Origin of the sequence: Streptomyces sp. MK37H, from assembly GCF_018035285.1 — a bacterium.
GTDB classification, from domain to species: Bacteria; Actinomycetota; Actinomycetes; order Streptomycetales; family Streptomycetaceae; genus Streptomyces; species Streptomyces endocoffeicus.
Window position 1 is genome coordinate 1 of record NZ_JAAAYH010000121.1, and the last position, 21,375, is coordinate 21,375.

Genomic DNA, 21,375 nt, shown 5'->3' on the forward strand with positions numbered 1-21,375 from the left:
CGACCAGCGCCATCAGCGGATCCTTCTTGAATCCGTACAGCACCACGGCATGCGGGTCGTACTTGGGCGCTGCCGTCGCCGTGGCCTTCGCCGTGATGAAGCGGAGGTAGCCGTTCTCCAGCCCGGCGGCCGGGACCCACTCCACCATCTCCAGGTCCGGCAGGAGGATCGTGCGGGGGCCGCCGGACTTCTTCGACTCCTCGGTCTTCCAGTTCCAGTCCAGCCGGACCCGCTCACCGTCGAAGGAGGCCGTGGCGTCGCCCGCCGACGCCGATATCGGCACCGAGGGGCCGGGCAGCACATAGCGGTCGCAGGGGCCGGGCGGCACCTGCTCCAGGGTCAGAGCCTGGCGGACCTCGTCGACCAGATACTCGGCGAGGTCCCTGCGATCCGGCTCCACCGAGAGCTGATACGGATCGGCGGCGTCCGGCAGCTTGCCGCCGGTGGCCTGCAGCAGCGGGTCCGCCCCCTCGCGCAGGCGCAGCCGCAGCCGGCCCGACTTCCGCCCCGGCTCGTAGGCCACCCCGGCCAAGGCCACCAGGGGGACGGTCAGTTCACCGAGCGCCTGCCGTACGGCAGGCACGCCGCGGTCCCGCCCCGGGACGATCCGGATCGCTTCCCCGTCAAAGCTCCAGGCGCCATCGCGCTGGGTGATTTCCGCCATGCGGTGAATTCTGACAGGCAGACAGCGACACATTGGTCTACACCTTGACCGCAACTGACCCTCGCGGTACCCAAGATGCACGTTTCGTTGAAGGGATCGCCTGTGAGACGACGCCGTGCTCGACTTCTGTGTTCCCTGCTGCTGACCGTGGTGGCCGGGGCGGGGACCGCGGCCTCCTCCGCCTCCGCTTCTCCGGCTTCCCCCTGGTCCTCTCGCTCGTCCTCCGCTTCCGCCCAGAACGCCGCCGCCCCGACTCCGCTGGACCGGGTCGTGCCCGCGCCCGCGTCCGTACGGCCCGCGTCGGGCTCGTACGCGATCCGCTCGGACACCCGCGTCCGGGTGTCCGGCTCCGACGGCTCGGCGCGTTCGGCGCGCCGGGTGGGCGACTATCTGGCGCGGGTGCTGCGCCCCTCCACCGGCTTTTCGCTGCCCGTCACCACGCGATCGGGCGACGACGGCATCCGGCTGCGGCTGACGCCCAAGGCGGCCGGGGTGCGGACGCTGGGCGCGGAGGGGTACCGGCTCCAGGTCACCGGCCGCGCGATCACCCTCACCGCACGCGGCTCCGCCGGGCTGTTCCACGGCGTCCAGACGCTGCGGCAGCTGCTACCCGCGTCCATCGAGCGCACCACCCGGCAGTCGGGCCCCTGGCGGGTCTCCGGCGGCACCATCACCGATGTGCCGCGCTACGCCTGGCGGGGCGCGATGCTCGATGTCTCCCGGCACTTCTTCGGCGTGGACCAGGTCAAGCGCTATATCGACCAGCTGGCGCTCTACAAGATCAACAAGCTGCATCTGCATCTCTCGGACGACCAGGGGTGGCGGATCGCGATCGACTCCTGGCCGAAGCTGGCCAGGCACGGCGGCTCCACACAGGTCGGGGGCGGGCCCGGCGGCTACTACACCAAGGACGACTACCGCGAGATCGTGCGCTACGCGGCGAGCCGTGAGCTGACCGTCGTCCCCGAGATCGACATGCCGGGCCACACCAACGCGGCGCTCGCCTCCTACGCGGAGCTCAACTGCGACGGCGTCGCCCCACCGCTCTACACCGGCACCGAGGTCGGTTTCAGCTCGCTGTGCGCGCCGAAGGAGGTGACGTACGACTTCGTGGACGACGTCATCCGCGAGCTCGCAGCGCTCACCCCCGGCCCCTACCTCCACATCGGCGGGGACGAGGCCCACTCCACCAGCCATGAGGACTATGTGGCGTTCATGGACCGGGTGCAGCCGGTGGTCGCCAAGTACGGCAAGACGGTGGTCGGCTGGCACCAGCTGACCGGTGCGCACCCCGCGAAGGACGCGATCGCCCAGTACTGGGGGACGGACGGGAGCGAGAAGGAGGTCGCGGACGCGGCCAAGGCGGGCACCCGGCTGATCCTCTCCCCGGCCAACCGCGCCTATCTGGACATGAAGTACAACGCCGACACGCCGCTGGGGCAGAACTGGGCCGGATACGTCGAGGCGAAGCAGTCCTACGACTGGGACCCGGGCGCCTACATCAAGGATGCCCCGGCGTCCTCGGTGCTCGGTGTCGAGGCGCCGCTGTGGTCGGAGACCCTCCAGACCAGCCCGCAGATCGAGTACATGGCCTTCCCCCGCCTCCCCGGCATCGCCGAGCTCGGCTGGTCGCCCGCGAGCGCGCACGACTGGGACGACTACAAGGTGCGGGTGGCCGCGCAGGGCCCCCGCTGGGACGCGATGCGCATCACGTACTACCACTCCCCGCAGATCCCCTGGCCCACGAGCTGAGGCCTCCGCTCGGCCGAGGGCCCCGGGCCTCCGCTCGGCCGAGGCCCCGGCCCTACGGGCGGCCCTGGCGCTAGGCGTGTCCGGCGGATCGTGACGCCTGCGGCGCGCTGTTCCCCTCCCCGCCCCTTCCCACAACTGGGGCTCCGCCCCAGGCCCCGGGGTGACAGCTGGGGCTGTGCCCAGACCCCCGGGGTCACAGCTGGGGCTCCGCCCCTGGCCCCAGGCCCCGGGGTCCAGGGGCGGATCGGCTGCTCCGCCGCGTGGTCGCCGGACGCCCCATGGGGGCGACCCGGCCTACGGGCGGCGCCTCAGCCGGGGCGGCCGGCCGTCGGGTGGGCCCCCATCGGTGCTCAGCTCGCGAAGCCGAGCTCTCGGGCGATCAGCGTGCGCTGGATCTCGCTGGTGCCCTCGCCGATCTCCAGGATCTTGGAATCCCGCCACATCCGGGCCACCGGATACTCGTTCATGAAGCCGTAGCCACCGTGGATCTGGGTGGCCTCGCGTGCGTTGTCCACCGCGACCTCGGAGGAGTAGAGCTTCGCGATCGACGCCTCCTTCTTGAACGGCTCGCCGAGCACCAGCCGGGACGCCGCGTCGCGCCAGGCCACCCGGGCCATATGGGCGCGCATCTCCATGTCGGCCAGCTTGAACTGGATCGCCTGGTTGGCGCCGATGGGGCGGCCGAACGCCTCGCGGGTCCTGGCGTACGCCACCGACTCGTCCACACAGCCCTGGGCGAGCCCGGTGGCCAGGGCGGAAATCGCGATCCGGCCCTCGTCCAGTATCCGCAGGAACTGGGCGTAGCCCCGGCCCTGCGCGCCCAGCAGGTTCGCGGCCGGGACCCGGCAGTCGGCGAAGGACAGCTCGCGGGTGTCCGAGGCGTTCCACCCCACCTTGGAGTAGGGGGCGGCCACGCTGAAGCCGGGGGTGCCGGACGGCACGATGATCGAGGAGATCTCGGGGCCGCCGTCCTCCTTGCGGCCGGTGACGGCGGTGACGGTGACCAGCGCGGTGATGTCCGTACCGGAGTTGGTGATGAAGCACTTGGTGCCATTGATCACCCACTCGCCCGTGGCCTCGTCCAGCCGGGCCGTGGTGCGGGTGGCGCCCGCGTCCGAGCCGCCGCCGGGCTCGGTCAGACCGAACGCGCCCAGGGTCTCCCCGGAGCAGAGCCCCGGCAGCCAGGTGCGCTTCTGCTCCTCCGTGCCGTAGAGGAAGATCGGCATCGCGCCGAGCGAGACCCCCGCCTCCAGGGTGATCGCCACCGAGGAGTCCACCCGGGCCAGCTCCTCCAGGACGAGGCAGAGCGCGAAGTAGTCCCCGCCCATACCCCCGTACTCCTCCGGGAAGGGCAGGCCGAACAGGCCCATCCGGCCCATCTCGCGGACGATCTCGTACGGGAACTCATGGTGCTCCCAGTACTCCCCGATCTTGGGGGCGACCACATCATGCGCGAACGCCTCGACGGTGCGGCGCAGTTCCTCGTGTTCGGGGCTGAGTCGGTGGTCGATCGGCATGGCTCAGATCTCCTTCTGGGAGAGGGCGCGGACGGTGCGGGACGGGCTGGGCCGGCCCAGATGCCGGGCCATCCACACGCTGGTGGCGGTGAGACGGCCGATGTCGACCCCGGTCTCGATGCCGAGGCCGTCGAGCATCCACACGAGGTCTTCGGTGGCGAGATTGCCCGTGGCGCTCTTGGCGTACGGGCAGCCGCCGAGGCCCCCGGCGGAGGCGTCGACGGTGGTCACGCCGTGCTCGAGCGCGGCGAGGGTGTTGGCGAGCGCCTGGCCGTAGGTGTCGTGGAAGTGCACGGCCAGCCGGTCGTTGGCGACGCCCGCCTCGTTGAGCGTGTCCAGCAGCTCCCGCACATGGCCCGGGGTGGCCACGCCGATGGTGTCGCCGAGGCTGATCTCGTCGCACCCCATGTCCAGCAGACGGCGGCTGACCGAGACGGTCTGGGAGATCGGGACCGGGCCCTCCCACGGGTCACCGAAGCACATGGACAGATAGCCGCGCACGGCCACGCCCGCGTCCTTGGCCATGGTGACGACCGGCTCGAACATCTCCAGCGCGCCGTCCACCGTGCGATTGAGATTGGCCTTGGCGAAGGACTCCGTGGCGCTGGCGAAGACGGCGATCTCGCGCGCGCCCAGCGCGAGGGCGCGGTCCAGCCCGCGCTCATTGGGCACGAGCACGGGGAGCCGGGCGTCCACGTCGTCGATGAGCGGCATCAGCTCCTCGGCGTCGGCCAGTTGGGGCACCCACTTGGGGTGGACGAAGCTGGTGGCCTCGATGGTGGTGAGGCCGGCCTCGGCGAGCCGGTGGATGAACTCGGCCTTGATGGCCGCCGGGACCAGCACCTTCTCGTTCTGCAACCCGTCCCGGGGGCCCACCTCGTGGATCCGGACCCGGGTGGGCAGCCCGGGGACCGGGACGGTCATGGGGAGGGTCATCACTCACGCTCCTCGCTCTGGTGCGGCTCGTGCGGGGTGACGACCGCCAGCAGCTGGTCCATGGCGACCGTGCTGCCGGGGGTCACCTCGAGCTCGGTGACGGTGCCGTCGTGCGGCGCGGCGATGAGGTGCTCCATCTTCATCGCCTCGACCACCAGCAGTCCCTGACCTGCGGTGACCTCGTCGCCGACGGCCGCCTTCACGACGGTGACGGTGCCGGGCATGGGCGCGGTCAGCTCCCCGGCGTGCGCCGCTGCGGCCCCGCCGCGCAGCGCCTCCTCCACGGGGTCGTGCCCGACCACGCGCCAGGCGTCCCCGTCCCGTCCCAGCCAGTGGCTCGCGCCGTGCGCGGCATGCCGGAAGCGGTGGGTGACCCCGCCGAGGTCCAGCAACACGGAGCCCTCTTCGAGGGCAATGAGCCGCGCCCGCATACCCGCGCCCGCGTCGGCACCCGCGTCGGCGTCGGCACCCGCGTCGGCGTCGGCGGCCGGACGCCATGTGGCGTCCGCCCCCGCGCGGGCCGGAGCGGTGCTTGTGCCCGCGCCCGCGTCTGCGGGGGCCGGGGCGGTGGTGCCCGTGCCCGCGTCGGCCGCCGGGCGCGGGTCCGCCGCGTGCGGGGCCGTGCCCGCTGCCGCGCGCGCCCCGCCGGGGTGGCGGTCCGCTGCCGCGTGGTGGGCGGCGGCCCGCTCGTCCGCCTCTGCTTCCGGGATGCGCGCACTGGCGCCAGTGACGGTGGAGTTGGGGCTGGTCCGGGTGACCAGGGCCGCCGTGCTGCCTTGGCCCGCGCCCGTGGGGCGGGTGGTCTCGGCTGTCGTGCTCTGTGGCTCGTCGGTCCGGCCGGTGGCGGGGGCCGCCGCGCTGCCTTGGCCCGCACCCTGGGGTCCGCCGGGCCGGTCCGTCGCCTCGGCTGCTGCCGGGGGTCCGCCGGGGCGGGCCGTCGACCCGGTTGTTGCCGGGGCGGCGTCAGCGTGCTCGATGCGGAGCTCCGCGTCATGGGCGCGGCCGCGCACGCGGACCGTCACCGGGTGGTGGCCCGCTACGCGGAGGCGGTGGACGGTCCAGGCGGGCTCAGCGCCCAGCCGCCAGCCGGTCGGCACCGAGAACGGATCGACCCAGACGTCCGCGGCCGGGCCGCCGAGGCCGGAGCCGCCGGGCTCCGGGCGCCCACCGGTTCCGCCGCCACGCGCAGCGGTGGGCTCCAGCGCCGCCTGGCGCAGCAGGGCCGCCGTCGCGTAGACCTCTTCCGGTATGGCCGCCGGGATCAGCTGGGCCGCCGCGCGGTCGACCAGGCCCGTGTCGAGCTCGCCCGAGGCGACCGCGGGGTGGGCGGCCAGACGGCGCAGAAAACCGGTGTTGGTGTCCACGCCGAGAACGGTCAGGGAGCCGAGGGCGGCGCGCAGCCGGCGCAGGGCGGTGGGGCGGTCGGGACCGTGGGCGATGACCTTGGCGAGCATCGGGTCGTAGACCGTACCGACCTCGGTGCCCTGGCTCAGCCCGGAGTCGACCCGCACCCCCTCGCCCTCCGGCTCGTCCAGCGCCAGCACGGGGCCGGCCGAGGGCAGGAAGTCCACCCGGCCGTCGGCCGCCGCGCGGGCGGTCTCGGCGCAGATACGGGCCTCCACCGCATGGCCCGCGAAGGCGATGCCGTCCTGCCCGAACGGCAGCGGCTCGCCCGCGGCGACGCGCAACTGCCACTCCACCAGATCCAGGCCGGGCCGCCCGCCGACCGACACCGTCAGCTCGGTCACCGGATGCTCCACCTGGAGCCGGGTGTTCATCTCCATGAAGCAGTACGCCGACGGATCGTCGCCCGGCACGATGAACTCGACCGTGCCCGCGCCCACATAGCCGCAGGACCGGGCCGCCGCCACTGCGGCCTCGCCCATCCGCGCCCGGGTGGCCTCGTCCAGCAGCGGGCTGGGCGCCTCCTCGATGATCTTCTGGTGGCGGCGCTGCAGCGAGCACTCGCGCTCCCCGAGGTGGACCACATGCCCCTGACCGTCCGCCAGCACCTGGATCTCGATGTGCCGGGGCCGGTCGATCCAGCGCTCCACCAGCAGCGTGTCATCGCCGAAGGCGCCGCGCGCCTCCCGCCGGGCGGCCGCGATCTCGTCGGCGAGCAGCGCCTCGTCGCGGACCAGCCGCATGCCCTTGCCGCCGCCGCCCGCCGAGGGCTTCAGCAGCACCGGCATCCCGATTTCCCGGGCGGCGGCGGTGAGCTGCTCGTCCGTCAGCCCGCTGCCCGAGGAGCCCGGCACCACCGGCACCCCGGCCGCGCGCACGGTCTCCTTGGCGCGGATCTTGTCGCCCATCAGCTCGATGGCCCCGGCGGGCGGCCCGATGAAGGCGAGCCCGGCGTCGGCGCAGGCGCGGGCGAACGCCCCGTTCTCCGCGAGGAAGCCATAGCCGGGGTGGACGGCCTGGGCGCCGGTGCGCGCCGCGGCCTCCAGCAGCCGCTCGATGGACAGATAGCTCTCCGCGGCGGGCGCGGGGCCGATCCGCACGGCCGTGTCCGCCTCGCGCACATGGCGGGCGTCCGCGTCGGTGTCGCTGTAGACGGCGACGGAGCGGACCCCGAGCCGCCGCAGGGTGCGGATGACGCGCACGGCGATCTCACCGCGGTTGGCCACCAGGACGGTGTCGAACATCGCGGGCGCCGGGCCGGTCGCCTTCGTGGCACTCATCGGGTGCATCCCCCTCACATCCGGAAGACGCCGTAGCCGGGCGCCGCGGGCTCGGTGGCCGTACGGCCGGGCAGCGGTGCGTTGGCGCAGGCCGTAAGGGCGAGGCCGAGCACCGTGCGGGTCTCCAGGGGGTCGATCACACCGTCGTCCCACAGCCGGGCGGTGGCGTAATAGGCGTTTCCCTGCGCCTCGTACTGCTCGCGGACCGGGGCCCGGAACGCCTCCTCGTCCTCGGCGCTCCACTCCTCACCGCGCGCCTCCATCTGGTCGCGCTTGACGGTGGCGAGCACGGAGGCGGCCTGCTCACCGCCCATCACGGAGATCTTGGCGTTGGGCCACATCCACAGGAAGCGCGGCGAATAGGCCCGGCCGCACATCGAGTAGTTGCCCGCGCCGTAGGAACCGCCGATCACGACCGTGAGCTTGGGGACGCGGGTGCAGGCCACGGCGGTGACCATCTTGGCGCCGTGCTTGGCGATACCGCCCGCCTCATAGCTGCGGCCGACCATGAACCCCGAGATGTTCTGCAGGAAGACCAGGGGGATGCCGCGCTGGTCGCACAGCTCGATGAAGTGGGCGCCCTTCTGGGCCGATTCGGAGAACAGGATGCCGTTGTTGGCGACGATACCCACCGGGTGGCCCATGATCTGCGCGAATCCCGTGACCAGCGTGGTGCCGAACTCGGCCTTGAACTCGGCGAACCGCGAGCCGTCCACCACCCGCGCGATGACCTCCCGCACGTCGTACGGCGTGCGCGAGTCGACCGGGACCGCCCCGTAGAGCCCCGCCGGGTCCACCGCGGGCTCCTCGGAGGGCTCCAGCGGCCATGGCGGCGACCCCTGCCGCATCGGGGACGGCGGCAGGGTGGCGACGATGGAGCGGACGATCCGCAGCGCGTGGGGGTCGTCCTCGGCCAGGTGGTCGGTCACGCCCGAGACCCGGGAGTGGACCTCGCCGCCGCCCAGCTCCTCCGCCGAGACCACCTCACCGGTGGCCGCCTTCACCAGCGGCGGCCCGCCCAGGAAGATCGTGCCCTGCCCGCGCACGATCACGGCCTCGTCGCTCATCGCCGGGACATACGCCCCGCCCGCCGTGCAGGACCCCATCACGGCCGCGACCTGCGGAATCCCGGAGCCGGACAGCCGCGCCTGGTTGTAGAAGATCCGCCCGAAGTGGTCCCGGTCCGGGAAGACCTCGTCCTGCATGGGGAGGAAGGCACCGCCGGAGTCGACCAGATAGACGCACGGCAGGTGGTTCTCCAGCGCGACCTCCTGGGCGCGCAGATGCTTCTTCACCGTCATCGGGTAGTACGTGCCGCCCTTGACGGTGGCGTCATTGGCGACCACGACCACCTCGCGGCCCGACACCCGCCCGATCCCGGCGATCACCCCCGCCGCCGGGGCCTGGCCCTCGTACATACCCTCGGCCGCGAGCGGCGCCAGCTCCAGGAACGGGGAGCCCGGATCCAGCAGCGTGTCCACCCGGTCGCGCGGCAGCAGCTTGCCGCGCGCGGTGTGCCGCGCCCGCGCCTTCTCCCCGCCGCCCAGCCGCGCCACGGCCAGCTTCTCGCGCAGCCGCGCGGCCAGCTCGCGGTGCCCGGCCTCATTGGCCTTCCAGGCGTCGGACCCCGGGTCGGCGCCGCTGCGCAGCGCCGGTGCCTGCTCCATGGCTACGAGCCCCCTCGCTCGGTCCCGCTCGGTACCGTTAGTGAACGTTAACTACTCCCCACCAGGTTAACGACCACTAACCCCGCTGTCTAGAATCGAATCCATGAGCACGCAAGCACCCGCCCCGAGCCGCCGTGAGCAGATCCTCAAGGAGGCCGCCCGCCTCTTCGCCGAGCGCGGCTTCCACGGCGTCGGCGTCGATGAGATAGGCGCCGCGGTCGGCATCAGCGGCCCCGGTCTCTACCGCCACTTCCCCGGCAAGGAGGCGATGCTGGCCGAGCTGCTCGTCGGGATCAGCGGCCGGCTGCTGACGGGCGGCAAGCGGCGGGCCGCGGAGGGGGAGGGGGCCGGGCGCGCCCCCGCGGAGGTGCTGGATTCGCTGATCGAGGGGCATATCGACTTCGCCCTCGACGACCGCCCGCTGATCATCCTCCACGACCGCGAGCTCGACCGACTCCGGGACACCGACCGAAAGCTGGTGCGCTCGCTCCAACGGCAGTACGTGGAGCTGTGGGTCGAGGTGGTGCGCAAGGTCTACCCCCGGCTCGCCGAGGCCGAGGCCCGCGCGTGTGTCCACGCCGTCTTCGGACTGCTCAACTCCACGCCCCACCTCGGCCGCCACGGAGCCCTCCCGGGGCGCGCGGCCACCGCCACCCTGCTGCACCGCCTGGCCCTGGGCGCCTTCGACGGCGCCCATAGTGCGGACGGCGCGGCGAGTGAGCCGAGGGGGCGCGCCGCTGTCGACAAGGAGAGCGCGCGCAGGTCCTGAGGCTGCGATCGATATGCGGCTACCGCCGCGCGGAGGGCCGAGCACGGTCGAGCTGTCGACAGGGGGCACCTCCCAGCGGTAGCTGGGGGAGGCTGAGGCGCCCCGGAGGGGGCACCTCCCAGCGGTAGCTGGGGGAGGCTGAGGCGCCCCGGAGGGGGCACCTCCCGGCGGTAGCTGGGGGAGAACCGGGCCCTATAGAGGCTGGACAGGCTGGCTAACTCGCGGGTAGCTTTCACTGAGCAAGCGCTTAGGTGAGCGTTGCCAAGTCATCATCGAGGAATCACGACGGCGGCCGGGCGGATCCGCGAGAGCGGCGGCGGCTTAGCCGCAAGGAGGGCCACGCCAATATGCGCCGCACGGTGTTCAACGAGGACCACGAGGCGTTCCGGGAGACCATCCGCGACTTCATCGCGGCCGAGGTCGTGCCGTACTACGACGAGTGGCGGGAGGCCGGCCAGGCCCCGCGCGAGTTCTACAAGAAGCTGGGCGAGCTCGGTGTCTTCGGCATCGAGGTGCCCGAGGAGTACGGCGGGGCCGGCGAGACCAGCTTCAAGTTCAACGCCGTCATCACCGAGGAGACCGCCCGCGCCGGGGTCAGCTTCGGTGGCAGCGGTGTCCACACCGCGCTGTGCCTGCCGTACCTGCTCAAGTACGCCAACGAGGAGCAGAAGCGGCGCTGGCTGCCCTCCTTCGTCACCGGCGACATGATGACCGCCATCGCCATGACCGAGCCCGGCACCGGCTCCGACCTGGCGGGCATGAAGACCACCGCCAAGCTCTCCGAGGACGGCACCCACTACGTCCTCAACGGCGCCAAGACCTTCATCACCGGCGGCGTCCTGGCCGACCGGGTGCTGGTCTGCGCCCGCACCGCCCCGCCCACCCCCGAGGACCGCCGCGGCGGCATATCCATCCTCGTGGTGGACACCAAGAGCGAGGGCTACGCGGTCGGCCGCAAGCTGGAGAAGCTGGGCCTGAAGACCTCCGACACCGCCGAGCTCTCCTTCACCGACGTCAAGGTGCCGGTGGAGGACCTGCTGGGTGAGGAGGGCAAGGCGTTCGGCTACCTCGCCCACAATCTGCCGCAGGAGCGCCTGGGGATCGCCGTCGGGGCCTACGCACAGGCCGCGGCCGCCGTACGGTTCGCCACTGAGTACGTCCGGGACCGCACCGTCTTCGGCCAGCCGGTGGCGTCGTTCCAGAACACCAAGTTCGTGCTCGCCGACTGCAAGTCCGAGGTGGACGCGATGCAGGCGGTCGTGGACCGGGCCCTGGACGCGCACGACGCCGGTGAGCTGACCGCCGCGGACGCCGCCTCCGCCAAGCTCTTCACCACCGAGCGCGCCGCCGTCGTCATCGACCGGTGCCTGCAGCTCCACGGCGGCTACGGCTACATGATGGAGTACCCCATCGCCCGGCTGTACGCGGACACCCGCGTCAACCGGATCTACGGCGGCACCAGCGAGGTCATGCGGTCCATCGTCGCCAAGTCCATGGGTCTGTGACGACCGTCATGACCAGCGGCAACAGGACCGCAATCCGGGTCTGCAAGACTGCTTGAATCATGAATGACGCACTTCAGGGCCTTCTCGATCTGCTCGACCTCGAGCAGATCGAGGAGGACATCTTCCGCGGCACCAGCGACGCCGCACCCCTCGTACCGCGGGTCTTCGGCGGTCAGGTCGCCGCCCAGGCCCTGGTCGCCGCGGGCCGCACCGTGCCCGCGGACCGCTCGGCGCATTCGCTGCACGCGTACTTCCTGCGGCCCGGCGACCCCGGGGCGCCCATCGTCTACACCGTCGACCGGATCCGGGACGGCCACTCCTTCACCACCCGCCGGGTGGTCGCCGTCCAGCACGGACAGCCGATCTTCCATCTCTCGGCCTCCTTCCAGCTGCACGAGGACGGCCTCGAGCACCAGGAGCGGATGCCGGACGTCCCCGACCCGCTCTCCCTGCCCACCGCCGAGAAGCTGCTGCCCCGCTACGAGCACCTCTTCCTCGGCCCCGGGGTGACCGAGCGGATGCTCCAGGCGCGGGCCGCGGTCGATGTGCGGTACGTGGACGAGCCGCCCTTCGGCAGCGTCGGACGGCCGCGCGAGCCCAAGTCGCAGGTTTGGTTCCGGACCAACGGCAAACTGGACGGCGCCGCCGACCACCCCCTGCTCCACGTCTGCCTGGCGACCTATGTCTCCGATATGACGCTGCTGGACTCCGTGCTGCTCGCCCATGGGCGCGGCGGTTGGGCGGTCGGCGACATCGTCGGGGCCAGCCTGGATCACGCCATGTGGTTCCACCGGCCGTTCCGGGTGGACGACTGGCTGCTGTACGACCAGGAGAGCCCCTCCGCGTCCGGCGGACGCGGGCTCGCCAAGGGCCGTATCTTCACCGCCGACGGGCGGCTGGCCGTCTCCGTGATCCAGGAAGGGGTCATGCGGGTGCCGCGCGGGAAGAAGTGAGCGCGGCGGGCGGCGGCCCGGAGCCGTGGGAAACCGGGCCGTGGGAAACCGGGCCGTCGGAAACCGGTCCGTCGGAAACCGGTCCGTCAGGACCAGGCCGTCAGAACTGGGCCGTCAGCCCCGCCGCGTCCAGCAGGTACGCCGTCATCGCGTCGTAGAACCTCGGGTTGGTGACGTGGTCGTCCAGTGGGACCACCACCGACAGCGTGCCCTCGGACTCACCGAGGAAGAGCGCCGGGTCGTTGCAGTCCGCGTAGCCCACCGCGTCGATGCCCCGCTGCCCCGCGAACCCCGCCCAGCCGTGGTCGGCGACCACCAGATCGGGCAGCGGCCGCCCCTCGTGGGCCAGCCCGTCGAGGATCGCCGCCATGGGCGCGGGGGAGTGGGTGTGCCACAGCGTGGCGCCCCGCTCCAGCATCGCCACATCGCAGAACTGGAAGACATACCCCTCGTCCGCCTGCAGCCCGCCCGGGATCTCCACGATCTCGCATCCGGCGGCCCGCAGCGCCGCCGCCGTGGCCCGGTGGACCTCCAGCAGCCCGCCCGGGTGCCCGGTGGCGAACAGCACCCGCTCGTTCGCCTCCGCCGCCTTCCGCAGCACCGACGCCATCCGGTCCAGCGCGCCGACCGTCAGCTCAGGGTCGATGGTGTCCTGACCCGAGCGGTGCTGCGGGTCGTCCACCACACCGCACCGCTCGGCCATGACCGCCAGCACGTCCTGCTCATCGGTCCAGCGGTCGCCCAGCTCCAGGCCGAGCCAGTAGTGGCGGTCGCCGTTCGCGAGCTTGCGGTAGTGGGAGAGGTTGTTCTCACGAGGGGTGGCGACATCGCCCGCGATGCGCGTACGGACGAGATGGTCGATCAGTTCGGCACGGCTGGGCACGGCGCTGGGTATCGGCATGTGGCCCATTGTCGCCTCTCCGACGAGGGAATGGGGACATCCACCGCCGGTCGGGCGTGACACGATCATGGCGAAATACCGGATGTCAGCCCGGACAGCCGCCGCCCGGGCCCCGCCGCACGGGGCCTAACGGCGGGGCCGACGGCTCCTGGCGGGGCGTCGGGCGCCCCTGCCCGCACGGTGAGGCTGCGGCGGCACGGGCGCGCTGATGGTCACGGGAACACCGGAGGGGTCCTGCGCGCCGGTGATACGGGTGAGTTCGGGGTCGGCGGAGTGGACCCGGGCGGTCCGGGGGGTGATGCCCGCGTCGGCCATGAGACGGACCATGTCCCGGCGCTGGTCCGGAGTGACCAGCGTGATGACGCTGCCGGATCCGCCCGCACGGGCGGTTCGGCCACCACGGTGCAGATAGTCCTTGTGGTCGGCGGGCGGGTCGACATTGACGACGAGATCGAGATCGTCCACATGAATGCCCCGGGCGGCGACGTTCGTGGCCACCAGCACGGTGACATGGCCGGACTTGAAGTGGTCCAGGGTCCGGGTGCGCTGCGGCTGGGACTTACCGCCGTGCAGCGCGGCCGCCCGTACGCCGCTGGTCAGCAGATGCCGGGTCAGCCGGTCGACGCCGCGCTTGGTGTCCAGGAACAGGATGACGCGGCCGTCCCTGGCGGCGACCCGGGTGACGACGGAGCGCTTGTCGGTGTCCGCGATGTGCAGCACATGGTGCTCCATCGTGGTGACGGCACCGGCGGACGGATCGAGCGAGTGCACGGCCGGGTCGTGGAGGAACTGGCGCACCAACTGGCCGATGTTGTGGTCGAGGGTCGCGGAGAACAGCAAGCGCTGGCCGTCGGCGGGGACCTGCCGCAGCAGCCGGGTCACCTGGGGCAGGAAGCCCATGTCGGCCATTTGATCGGCCTCGTCGAGGACCGTGATGCGCACCTGGTCCAGCCGGCAGTCGCCGCGTTCGATCAGGTCCTGGAGGCGCCCGGGGGTCGCGATGACCACCTCCGCGCCGCCGCGCAGGGCCTCGGCCTGGCGGTTGAGCGACATTCCGCCGACCACGGTGGCCGGACGCAGCCGCAGCCGCCGGGCATAGGGGGTGAGCGCCTCGGTGACCTGCTGGGCCAGCTCCCGGGTGGGGACCAGCACCAGGGCGAGGGGACGGCCGGGCTCCGCGCGCCGCCCGGCGGTGCGGGCCAGCAGGGCGAGGCCGAAGGCGAGGGTCTTGCCGGAGCCGGTTCGGCCACGGCCCAGGACGTCCCGGCCGGTGAGGGCGTTGGGGAGGGCGGCCGCCTGGATCGGGAAGGGCACGGTGACGCCCTGCTGGGCCAGCTCCCTGAGCAGCTCCTCCGGCATGTCGAGCTCGGAGAACGACGTGACGGCGGGCAGCACCGGGGCGGAGCCGGGCGGCAGGGCGAATTCGTTTCCGCTGGTGGAGCGGGGGCGGCCATGGCCGGCGGAACGGGAGGCTGCGGGTTTTTTGCGGTACGAGCGGGGGGAGCGGCTCAATGCGGTGCCTTCTGCTGGGCGCGGTGTGCGGAAACGCGTACGAGCCGGGGCCCGCACCCCTTCAGGTACGGGCCCCGGCTCGTGACAGGCGCTGTGATCAGGCGGGAACGATGTTCTCGGCCTGCGGGCCCTTCTGGCCCTGGGTGACGTCGAAGGTCACCTTCTGGCCTTCCTGGAGCTCACGGAAGCCGCTGGTGGCGATGTTCGAGTAGTGGGCGAAGACGTCGGCGCCGCCGCCGTCCTGCTCGATGAAGCCGAAGCCCTTTTCCGCGTTGAACCACTTCACGGTGCCAGTAGCCATGTCCTTCTCCTTCATACGGGGTCGGTCCGGAATGCGTGGGAACTGCATCCCGAGTCGCCGAAATGACCCCATCCGGAAATGACCGGCAAAAACAAGAAATGCGCCTGAGGCTACGTAGCGTCAGGCGCACACAAAGTCCATGGGTACCAAAACTGCAACTGAAGGAGACTCTATCACACGCGGCCTCGGCGCGGCGGGAACCAGGCGGACGACTTTCCCGCCAGCCTGTGCCCTCCCGCTTCGAGGTGTGACACGCTGGCGTTCCCGACTCCCTTCTCTCCCGTGGGGGCGCCATGCGCTGCATCATCGCCAACTTCGCCTTCGACCTGACCGCGCGCGAGGTGACGGACGCGATGAGTGGCGTCAGCCCCGAACCGATCACCGGCCCATCGGTCCGGATCGGCCCCCATGTCTACCCGGCCAAGCAGGTCGGGGCGGTGGTCACCCGCCAGGACCGCCGCGACTTCACGGCGGGGGAGGTGACCCGGGCCATGACGCGCCTCGGCTTCACCTGCCATCCGGCGCCCCCGGTCGCGGCGCCCGGCGCCGTCGAGACCGCCTCCGGGCTTCTGGGGGAGCCGGTGGACGACTGACCCCCGCGGCGCGGGGACGTCATATTAAGCGTTGACTTATATAAGCGGCGGCTGGCATAGTCCGGGCGTGCACGCACTCGATGTCCTCGGAGACCCCGTCCGGCGCCGGATATTGGAACTGCTCGCCGAGGGGGAGCGGTCCTCCGGCGAGGTCAGCTCCGTCGTCCGGGCCGAGTTCGGCATCTCGCAGCCCGCCGTCTCGCAGCATCTGCGGGTGTTGCGGGAGGCCGGATTCGCCTCCGTACGGGCCGAGGGCACACGGCGGTTGTACGCCGTCGAGGCCGCGCCCCTGCGGGAGGTCGACCGGTGGCTCGACCGGTTCCGGGGCTTCTGGGAGCAGCGGCTGGACGCGCTGGGGACGGAACTGGCGCGGGGCAAGCGGCAGCGGCGGCTCGATCAGGGGCGCGGCGGCGGCAGCGGAACCGATGCGGAGACATGAGCCATGAGCGAGATCGTCGACCAGATCAACCACGTCCATCGCGAGGTCGGCACCCGTGAGGTGCCCGACGGCGAGGCCCGTACCGTCCTGCTGCGGCGCACCTACGACGCCGCGATCGAGGACGTCTGGGACGCGTGCACCGACCCGGAGCGGATCAGCCGCTGGTTCCTGCCGGTGAGCGGCGACCTGAAGCTCGGCGGCCACTACCAGCTGACGGGCAACGCGGGCGGCGAGATCCTGCGCTGCGAGCCCCCGAGGCTGCTCGCGGTGAGCTGGCTGTTCGGCGAGAACCCCGGCTTCAGCGAGGTCGAGGTGCGGCTCACCGCCGAGGGCGAGGAGCGGACCGTCTTCGAGCTCGAGCATGTCGCCGTCGTACCGCCCGAGATGTGGGACCAGTTCGGCCCCGGCGCGGTCGGCGTCGGCTGGGACGGCGCACTGCTCGGCCTCACCCTGCACCTGACGGGTGAGGGCGCGCCCGCCGACCCGGAGGCGTGGCAGGCCTCGGACGAGGCGCGGGAGTTCATGACCCGCAGCAGCGAGCGCTGGGGCGCGGCGTACGAGGCCTCGGGGGCCCCGGCGGAGGTGGTGGCGGCGGCGAAGCGCGCCACGACGGAGTTCTACGTGCCCGCGCGCTGACCTCTGCCCGTAAGAACGACGGCTGTGCCTGTAAGGGCGACGGTTGTGCCTGTAAGGGCGACGGCTGTGCCCGTAAGAGCGACGGCTGTGCCTCTAGGGGCGTCGACTGCCCATAAGGGCGGCGGCTGTCCGTAAGAGCGTCGACCGCCCGTAAGAGCGGCCACCCCCTACCCGTCATACCTGGGGGCTACCCCGGAGATGCACTCCCCGGTGGGACGCCGACCACACGGCCGGCTCCATACCTTCCGTATCCACGACATCCGTCGGTACGGAAGGAACAGCCATGGCGTCCCGTCTTCGCCGCGCCCTGCTCGCGGCGCTCGTCACCGCCTCGGTGGTGGCGCCCCTGGTGGGGGCCGCTGGGCCCAGTGAGGTGCCCGCGCCCGCGCCGGTGGCGCTCGGGCCGGTGCGCGTCGCGGGTCTTGAGCACCGGTACGCGGCCAACCGGGAGGGGATTCGGGCGGCCGAGGTGATGGCCGCCCGGCACGGGGACCGCAAGCGGGCGCGGGCGCTGCGGAAGATGCGGGGGGCGTCGCGGCACTTCCTGTCCTTCGACGGGCGGAACGGGGGCCGTGCCGTCGAGGTGTACGGGGATCTGGGGCGCGCCACGCACATCGCGGTGCTGGTGCCGGGATCGGACACCAACCTGGAGACGTACGGCCGGTTCCGGGACGGGGCGCTCGCGCTGAGCCGTCAACTCGGGCGCCGTACGGCCGTCATCGGCTGGCTCGGGTACAAGACGCCCGGCACCGTGGCGCCCGAGGTGCTGACCACGGGCCGGGCCGCCGGTGCCGCTCCCCGACTGGCCGCGTTCGTACGGGAGTTGAACGCGGCCACGCCCCGGGCCCGGATCTCGCTCCTGTGCCACTCCTACGGCTCGGTGGTCTGCGCCCGGGCCGCCCGGGGGCTGAACGCCGCGGACATCGTCCTGTACGGCAGCCCCGGGACGGGGTACGACGACGCCCGGCAGCTGCGCACCCGGGCCACCGTCTGGGCCGGGCGGGGCGGGAACGACTGGATCGGCGGGGTGCCGCATGTGCGGATGCCGCTGCTGGGCACGACCATCGGCTTCGGGACCGACCCGGTCTCCCGGCGGTTCGGCGCGCGGATCTTCGACGCGGGGGACGTCGGGCACAGCGACTACCTCAAGCCCGGGTCCGCCGCCCTGGTGAGCATGGGCCGGATCGTGGAGGGCCGCGATGCGTGAGACGGTCCCGCTGAGTGAGATGGTCTGGCCGCGTGAGATGGTCCGGCCGCGTGAGACGGTCCGCATACGTGACCTCGTCCGGCGGATCGAGGCCGCCACCCCGCCCGGCCGCGACCGCGCCGTGGACGGCCTGCGGGCCGTCGCCATCCTCGGCGTGGTGCTCGGCCACTGGCTGGTGACCGCCCTCGTGGCCGACAGCGGCACCCTGCGCGCGGCCAGCCCGCTGCTGTACCAGCCCGAACTCACCCCCGTCTCCTGGGTTTTCCAGACCCTCGCGGTGTTCTTCCTGGTCGGCGGGCAGATGGGCGCCAAGAGCCACGACTGCGCCCGCGCCCGGGGCGTCACCTACCGGCGGTGGCTGCACGCCCGGCTGGCCCGGCTGTTCCGGCCCGTGGCCGCCGTGCTCACCGTATGGGCCGTGGCGGCGGGGGCGCTGCTCGGCGCCGGGGTGAGCCTGCTGACCGTGCACACGCTGCTCATACTCGTCCTGTCCCCGCTGTGGTTCCTGCTGGTCTACGCGGTGCTCACGGCCGCGACCCCGCTGGTGGCGCGGCTGCATCCGCTGTGGCCGCTCGCCGTCGTGCTCCATGTCGACCTGATCCGCTTCGGCTTCGACGGTCCCGCCTGGCTCGGCTGGGTCAACCTGGCGGCCGGCTGGCTGGTCCCGTACTGCCTGGGTGCCGCCTGGGGCCGCGGCAGGCTGCGCGGGCGGACGGCCGGGTGGGTGCTGCTGACCGGGGGCGCGGTGGTCACCGCCGGGCTCGTCCTGTTCGGCGGCTATCCGGCGGCGATGGTCGGGGTGCCGGGCGCCTCGATCTCCAACCTCAACCCGCCGACCCTGGCGGCCGTCACCTTCGGACTCGCCCAGTGCGGCGCGGCCCTGCTGCTGCGCGGCCCGCTGCGCCGGGTGCTGGCGCGGCCCGCCGCGTGGGCGGTGGTGGCGCTGGTCAACCTCGCCGCGATGACCGTCTTCCTGTGGCACCAGACCGCGATGATGGCGGTCAGCGTGACCACGCTGCGGCTCGCCGGACCGCAGACCGGGCTGCACACCGTGCCCGACGGCCCCGGCTGGGTGCTCGCCCGGCTGTGCTGGCTGCCGGCGTTCGCGGGGGCGCTGCTGATCTGCTGGGCGGCGTTCCACGCGTACGAGGCGGGGCGGCCGCGGAAGGGCGGTGGCGGGGTCGTCCGCGGTGGCGGGGTCGTCCGCGGTGGCGGCCCTGGTGGCCGGGTCGTTCGCCAGGGACGTCCCGGGAAGCAAGCACAGAGGCAGGCACAGAGGCAGGCACAGAAGCAGGCACAAAAGCGGGCACAGCAAGCACGGCACGGGGAGCAGCGGAGTGTCTAGAGTCAAGAGCATGACAGGCGGCAAGATCGCGGACCGGCTGACGGGGGGCCTGCGCGCCCTGCCGCGCACGGTGGGCGAGGCCCTGCGCGCGGCGCCGGGCATCCTGCGCGAGGACCTGTGGACGGTGGCGCGCGATCCGCTGCCGCGGATGCGCTGGCTGGGCCGGTTGCCCCATGGCCATGTGGTGCTCTTCGCGGTGCTCATGGCCTGGCTCAGCATGGCGCAGTTCCAGGAGCCCGCCCGCCCGGGGACGGCTCAGGACCCGGTGCCGCTGATCGGGCTCGTCGTGCTCGAAGCGCTGGCCGTCCAACTGGCGCTGACCCGCCCGATACCGGCGTGGTGGCTCTCGACCGCCATGCTCCTGGTGACGGCGCTGGCCGTGGACGACCGCCTCCCCGCATATGTGCTCTACCCCTGGAACTACGGCCAGATCGCGCTGCACACCGCCGTCCTGTTCCTCCTCGCGCTGCGGGTCCGCCCGCGGATCGCCGCCGAGGCGCTGGTGCTGACCCTCCTGGTGGGCGCGGTCACCTCGGCCCTCGCCTCCCAGCCCCACGACGAGGGCCTCGACGACGCCATTACGGCCTTCACCACCGCCGTGGTGGTGGGCGCCGCGCTGCGGGGCCGCCGGGTGGCGCGGACCCGGCTGGTCGAGCAGGAGGTGCTCACCGCGGAGGAACGGGCCCGGCGCACCCTGCTGGAGGAGCGCAACCGCATCGCCCGCGAGCTGCACGACGTGGTCGCCCATCACATGTCGGTGATCTCCATCCAGGCCCAGGTCGCCCCGCACCTCGCCGAGAACCCCTCGGACGAGCTCAAGGAGAACCTCGCGGGCATCCGGCAGAACGCGGTCGAGGCGCTGGCCGAACTGCGCCGTGTGCTGGGCGTGCTGCGCTCCGAGGACGCCCTGGCCGACGGCGCCCGGCACGCCCCGCAGCCCACCCTGGACCGGCTGGACGAGCTGGTGGGCGCGGTGCGGGGGACCGGGATCACGATCCTTACCGATGTCACCGGGGAGCGGCGGACGCTGCCGCCGGGCGTGGAACTGTCGGCGTTCCGCATCGTGCAGGAGGCGCTGAGCAATGTGATGCGGCACGCGCCGGGCGCCGAGGCGCGGGTCGAGTTGGGGTACCAGCGGCACGGGCTGACCGTCCGGGTCGTCAACACCGTGCCGGACCGGCCCGCCCCGCCCTCGCCCGGAGCCGGGCACGGGCTGCTCGGGATGCGGGAGCGCGCTGCGATGCTAGGGGGCGAGCTGACCACCGGCCCGACGCCGGACGGCGGTTACGAGGTGATCGCCGTACTGCCCACGGACCACCCCGCCCCGTCCGCCGCCGCGCCCGAGACCGCCGAGGACCCCGTATGACGACGACCATCCGCGTCCTGATCGCCGACGACCAGATGATGGTCCGCCAGGGCTTCACGGTGCTGCTCAACGCCGAACCGGACATCGAGGTCGTCGGCCAGGCCGTGGATGGGGCCGACGCCATCGCCCAGGTCGCCCAACTCGCCCCGGACGTGGTCCTGATGGACATACGGATGCCGGGGGTCGGCGGTATCGAGGCCACCCGCCTGCTCACCGAACCCGCCGGCGCCACCGTCAAGATCCTCGTCCTCACCACCTTCGACCTGGACGAATATGTCTACGAGGCGCTGCGCGCGGGCGCGTCCGGGTTTCTGCTGAAGGACGCCTCGGCGGATGAACTCGCCCATGCGGTACGGGTGGTGGCGGCCGGTGACGCGCTGCTGGCGCCGAACATCACCAAGCGCCTGATCGGCGAGTTCTCCCGGGTGACCGCCGCCGCCCCGCGCGGGCCCCTCCGGGCCCGGGTGGGCGATCTGACGGAGCGCGAGACCGAGGTGCTCACGCTGATCGCCCAGGGGCTGTCGAACGCGGAGATCGCGGCACGGCTGGTGGTGGCCGAGCAGACCGTGAAGACCCATGTGAGCCGGATCCTGTTCAAGCTGGGGCTCCGCGACCGGACCCAGGCGGC

At 72.5% G+C, this 21,375-nt stretch carries 19 protein-coding genes; 11 read left to right on the top strand and 8 right to left on the bottom strand.

Annotated elements, in window-relative coordinates:
- A partial coding sequence (locus GWI24_RS18785) for a DUF4429 domain-containing protein (protein ID WP_210947106.1) occupies positions 1-664 on the bottom strand: 664 nt, incomplete at its 3' end.
- A gap of 102 nt (positions 665-766) precedes the next feature.
- Between GWI24_RS18785 and GWI24_RS18790 the strand changes: the two genes are divergently transcribed.
- Positions 767-2,416, top strand: coding sequence for a beta-N-acetylhexosaminidase (locus GWI24_RS18790; RefSeq protein WP_308343771.1), 1,650 nt, complete (start codon positions 767-769; stop codon positions 2,414-2,416).
- Positions 2,417-2,766: 350 nt separating this feature from the next.
- On the opposite strand, the gene GWI24_RS18795 is transcribed toward GWI24_RS18790, so the two are convergent.
- From GWI24_RS18795 to GWI24_RS18815, 4 genes are read right to left on the bottom strand one after another with little or no spacing between them, the layout of a single operon-like run.
- On the bottom strand, positions 2,767-3,933 hold the full coding sequence (locus GWI24_RS18795; protein WP_210947108.1) for an acyl-CoA dehydrogenase family protein: 1,167 nt from the start codon (positions 3,931-3,933) through the stop codon (positions 2,767-2,769).
- Between the two features lie 3 nt (positions 3,934-3,936).
- On the bottom strand, positions 3,937-4,869 hold the full coding sequence (locus GWI24_RS18800; RefSeq protein WP_210947109.1) for a hydroxymethylglutaryl-CoA lyase: 933 nt from the start codon (positions 4,867-4,869) through the stop codon (positions 3,937-3,939).
- Positions 4,869-7,517, bottom strand: coding sequence for a biotin carboxylase N-terminal domain-containing protein (locus GWI24_RS45330; RefSeq protein WP_247616572.1), 2,649 nt, complete (start codon positions 7,515-7,517; stop codon positions 4,869-4,871). Before GWI24_RS45330 ends, GWI24_RS18800 begins: the two co-directional genes overlap by 1 nt.
- Positions 7,518-7,567: 50 nt before the next feature.
- Entirely contained in the window at positions 7,568-9,220 is a 1,653-nt protein-coding gene (locus GWI24_RS18815) for a carboxyl transferase domain-containing protein (RefSeq protein WP_210947110.1), read from the bottom strand.
- 103 nt (positions 9,221-9,323) lie between these two features.
- On the opposite strand from GWI24_RS18815, the gene GWI24_RS18820 reads away from it, so the two are divergent.
- The 3 genes from GWI24_RS18820 (at position 9,324) to GWI24_RS18830 (ending at position 12,447) form a co-directional block, all read left to right on the top strand.
- A complete protein-coding gene (locus GWI24_RS18820; protein ID WP_210947111.1) occupies positions 9,324-9,989 on the top strand; it encodes a TetR/AcrR family transcriptional regulator in 666 nt (221 codons plus the stop codon).
- A gap of 347 nt (positions 9,990-10,336) precedes the next feature.
- A complete protein-coding gene (locus tag GWI24_RS18825; RefSeq protein ID WP_210947112.1) occupies positions 10,337-11,494 on the top strand; it encodes an acyl-CoA dehydrogenase family protein in 1,158 nt (385 codons plus the stop codon).
- Positions 11,495-11,553: 59 nt separating this feature from the next.
- The gene (locus GWI24_RS18830; protein ID WP_210947113.1) at positions 11,554-12,447 is read left to right on the top strand and encodes an acyl-CoA thioesterase II; all 894 of its coding nucleotides are present in this window, start codon (positions 11,554-11,556) and stop codon (positions 12,445-12,447) included.
- Positions 12,448-12,547: 100 nt separating this feature from the next.
- Here GWI24_RS18830 and GWI24_RS18835 read toward each other — a convergent pair whose 3' ends face one another.
- The 3 genes from GWI24_RS18835 to GWI24_RS18845 form a co-directional block, all read right to left on the bottom strand.
- A complete protein-coding gene (locus tag GWI24_RS18835) occupies positions 12,548-13,357 on the bottom strand; it encodes a phosphatase (RefSeq protein ID WP_374103315.1) in 810 nt (269 codons plus the stop codon).
- Between the two features lie 117 nt (positions 13,358-13,474).
- A complete protein-coding gene (locus GWI24_RS18840) occupies positions 13,475-14,860 on the bottom strand; it encodes a DEAD/DEAH box helicase (RefSeq protein WP_210947115.1) in 1,386 nt (461 codons plus the stop codon).
- A 97-nt stretch (positions 14,861-14,957) separates the two neighbouring features.
- Positions 14,958-15,161, bottom strand: a complete 204-nt coding sequence (locus GWI24_RS18845; protein ID WP_020871138.1) for a cold-shock protein — start codon at positions 15,159-15,161, stop codon at positions 14,958-14,960.
- A gap of 293 nt (positions 15,162-15,454) precedes the next feature.
- Between GWI24_RS18845 and GWI24_RS18850 the strand changes: the two genes are divergently transcribed.
- The 7 genes from GWI24_RS18850 to GWI24_RS18880 form a co-directional block, all read left to right on the top strand.
- The gene (locus GWI24_RS18850) at positions 15,455-15,754 is read left to right on the top strand and encodes an SCO5918 family protein (protein ID WP_210947116.1); all 300 of its coding nucleotides are present in this window, start codon (positions 15,455-15,457) and stop codon (positions 15,752-15,754) included.
- Between the two features lie 67 nt (positions 15,755-15,821).
- A complete protein-coding gene (locus GWI24_RS18855) occupies positions 15,822-16,193 on the top strand; it encodes a helix-turn-helix transcriptional regulator (RefSeq protein WP_020871140.1) in 372 nt (123 codons plus the stop codon).
- 3 nt (positions 16,194-16,196) lie between these two features.
- Positions 16,197-16,829, top strand: a complete 633-nt coding sequence (locus GWI24_RS18860) for an SRPBCC family protein (RefSeq protein ID WP_210947117.1) — start codon at positions 16,197-16,199, stop codon at positions 16,827-16,829.
- Positions 16,830-17,112: 283 nt separating this feature from the next.
- Complete coding sequence (locus tag GWI24_RS18865; protein WP_210947118.1) at positions 17,113-18,036, top strand: alpha/beta hydrolase; 924 nt, start codon at positions 17,113-17,115, stop codon at positions 18,034-18,036.
- Between the two features lie 37 nt (positions 18,037-18,073).
- Positions 18,074-19,381, top strand: coding sequence for an acyltransferase (locus GWI24_RS18870; RefSeq protein WP_210947121.1), 1,308 nt, complete (start codon positions 18,074-18,076; stop codon positions 19,379-19,381).
- Between the two features lie 10 nt (positions 19,382-19,391).
- The gene (locus tag GWI24_RS18875; RefSeq protein ID WP_210947119.1) at positions 19,392-20,747 is read left to right on the top strand and encodes a sensor histidine kinase; all 1,356 of its coding nucleotides are present in this window, start codon (positions 19,392-19,394) and stop codon (positions 20,745-20,747) included.
- Positions 20,744-21,375 (top strand): response regulator transcription factor (locus GWI24_RS18880; protein ID WP_210947120.1); only part of this gene is annotated, 632 nt, incomplete at its 3' end. The genes GWI24_RS18875 and GWI24_RS18880, both read left to right, overlap by 4 nt.

Excerpts from the sequence above, each read along its gene's own strand:
- GWI24_RS18865 (WP_210947118.1), top strand. The coding sequence starts at position 17,113 with ATGGCGTCCCGTCTTCGCCGCGCCCTGCTCGCGGCGCTCGTCACCGCC.
- GWI24_RS18830 (WP_210947113.1), top strand. The coding sequence starts at position 11,554 with ATGAATGACGCACTTCAGGGCCTTCTCGATCTGCTCGACCTCGAGCAG.
- GWI24_RS18825 (WP_210947112.1), top strand. The coding sequence starts at position 10,337 with ATGCGCCGCACGGTGTTCAACGAGGACCACGAGGCGTTCCGGGAGACC.
- GWI24_RS18850 (WP_210947116.1), top strand. The coding sequence starts at position 15,455 with ATGCGCTGCATCATCGCCAACTTCGCCTTCGACCTGACCGCGCGCGAG.
- GWI24_RS18820 (WP_210947111.1), top strand. The coding sequence starts at position 9,324 with ATGAGCACGCAAGCACCCGCCCCGAGCCGCCGTGAGCAGATCCTCAAG.
- GWI24_RS18835 (WP_374103315.1), bottom strand. The coding sequence starts at position 13,357 with ATGGGCCACATGCCGATACCCAGCGCCGTGCCCAGCCGTGCCGAACTG.
- GWI24_RS18845 (WP_020871138.1), bottom strand. The coding sequence starts at position 15,161 with ATGGCTACTGGCACCGTGAAGTGGTTCAACGCGGAAAAGGGCTTCGGC.
- GWI24_RS45330 (WP_247616572.1), bottom strand. The coding sequence starts at position 7,517 with ATGTTCGACACCGTCCTGGTGGCCAACCGCGGTGAGATCGCCGTGCGC.
- GWI24_RS18800 (WP_210947109.1), bottom strand. The coding sequence starts at position 4,869 with ATGACCCTCCCCATGACCGTCCCGGTCCCCGGGCTGCCCACCCGGGTC.
- GWI24_RS18875 (WP_210947119.1), top strand. The coding sequence starts at position 19,392 with ATGACAGGCGGCAAGATCGCGGACCGGCTGACGGGGGGCCTGCGCGCC.
- GWI24_RS18860 (WP_210947117.1), top strand. The coding sequence starts at position 16,197 with ATGAGCGAGATCGTCGACCAGATCAACCACGTCCATCGCGAGGTCGGC.
- GWI24_RS18815 (WP_210947110.1), bottom strand. The coding sequence starts at position 9,220 with ATGGAGCAGGCACCGGCGCTGCGCAGCGGCGCCGACCCGGGGTCCGAC.
- GWI24_RS18870 (WP_210947121.1), top strand. The coding sequence starts at position 18,074 with ATGGTCCGGCCGCGTGAGACGGTCCGCATACGTGACCTCGTCCGGCGG.
- GWI24_RS18795 (WP_210947108.1), bottom strand. The coding sequence starts at position 3,933 with ATGCCGATCGACCACCGACTCAGCCCCGAACACGAGGAACTGCGCCGC.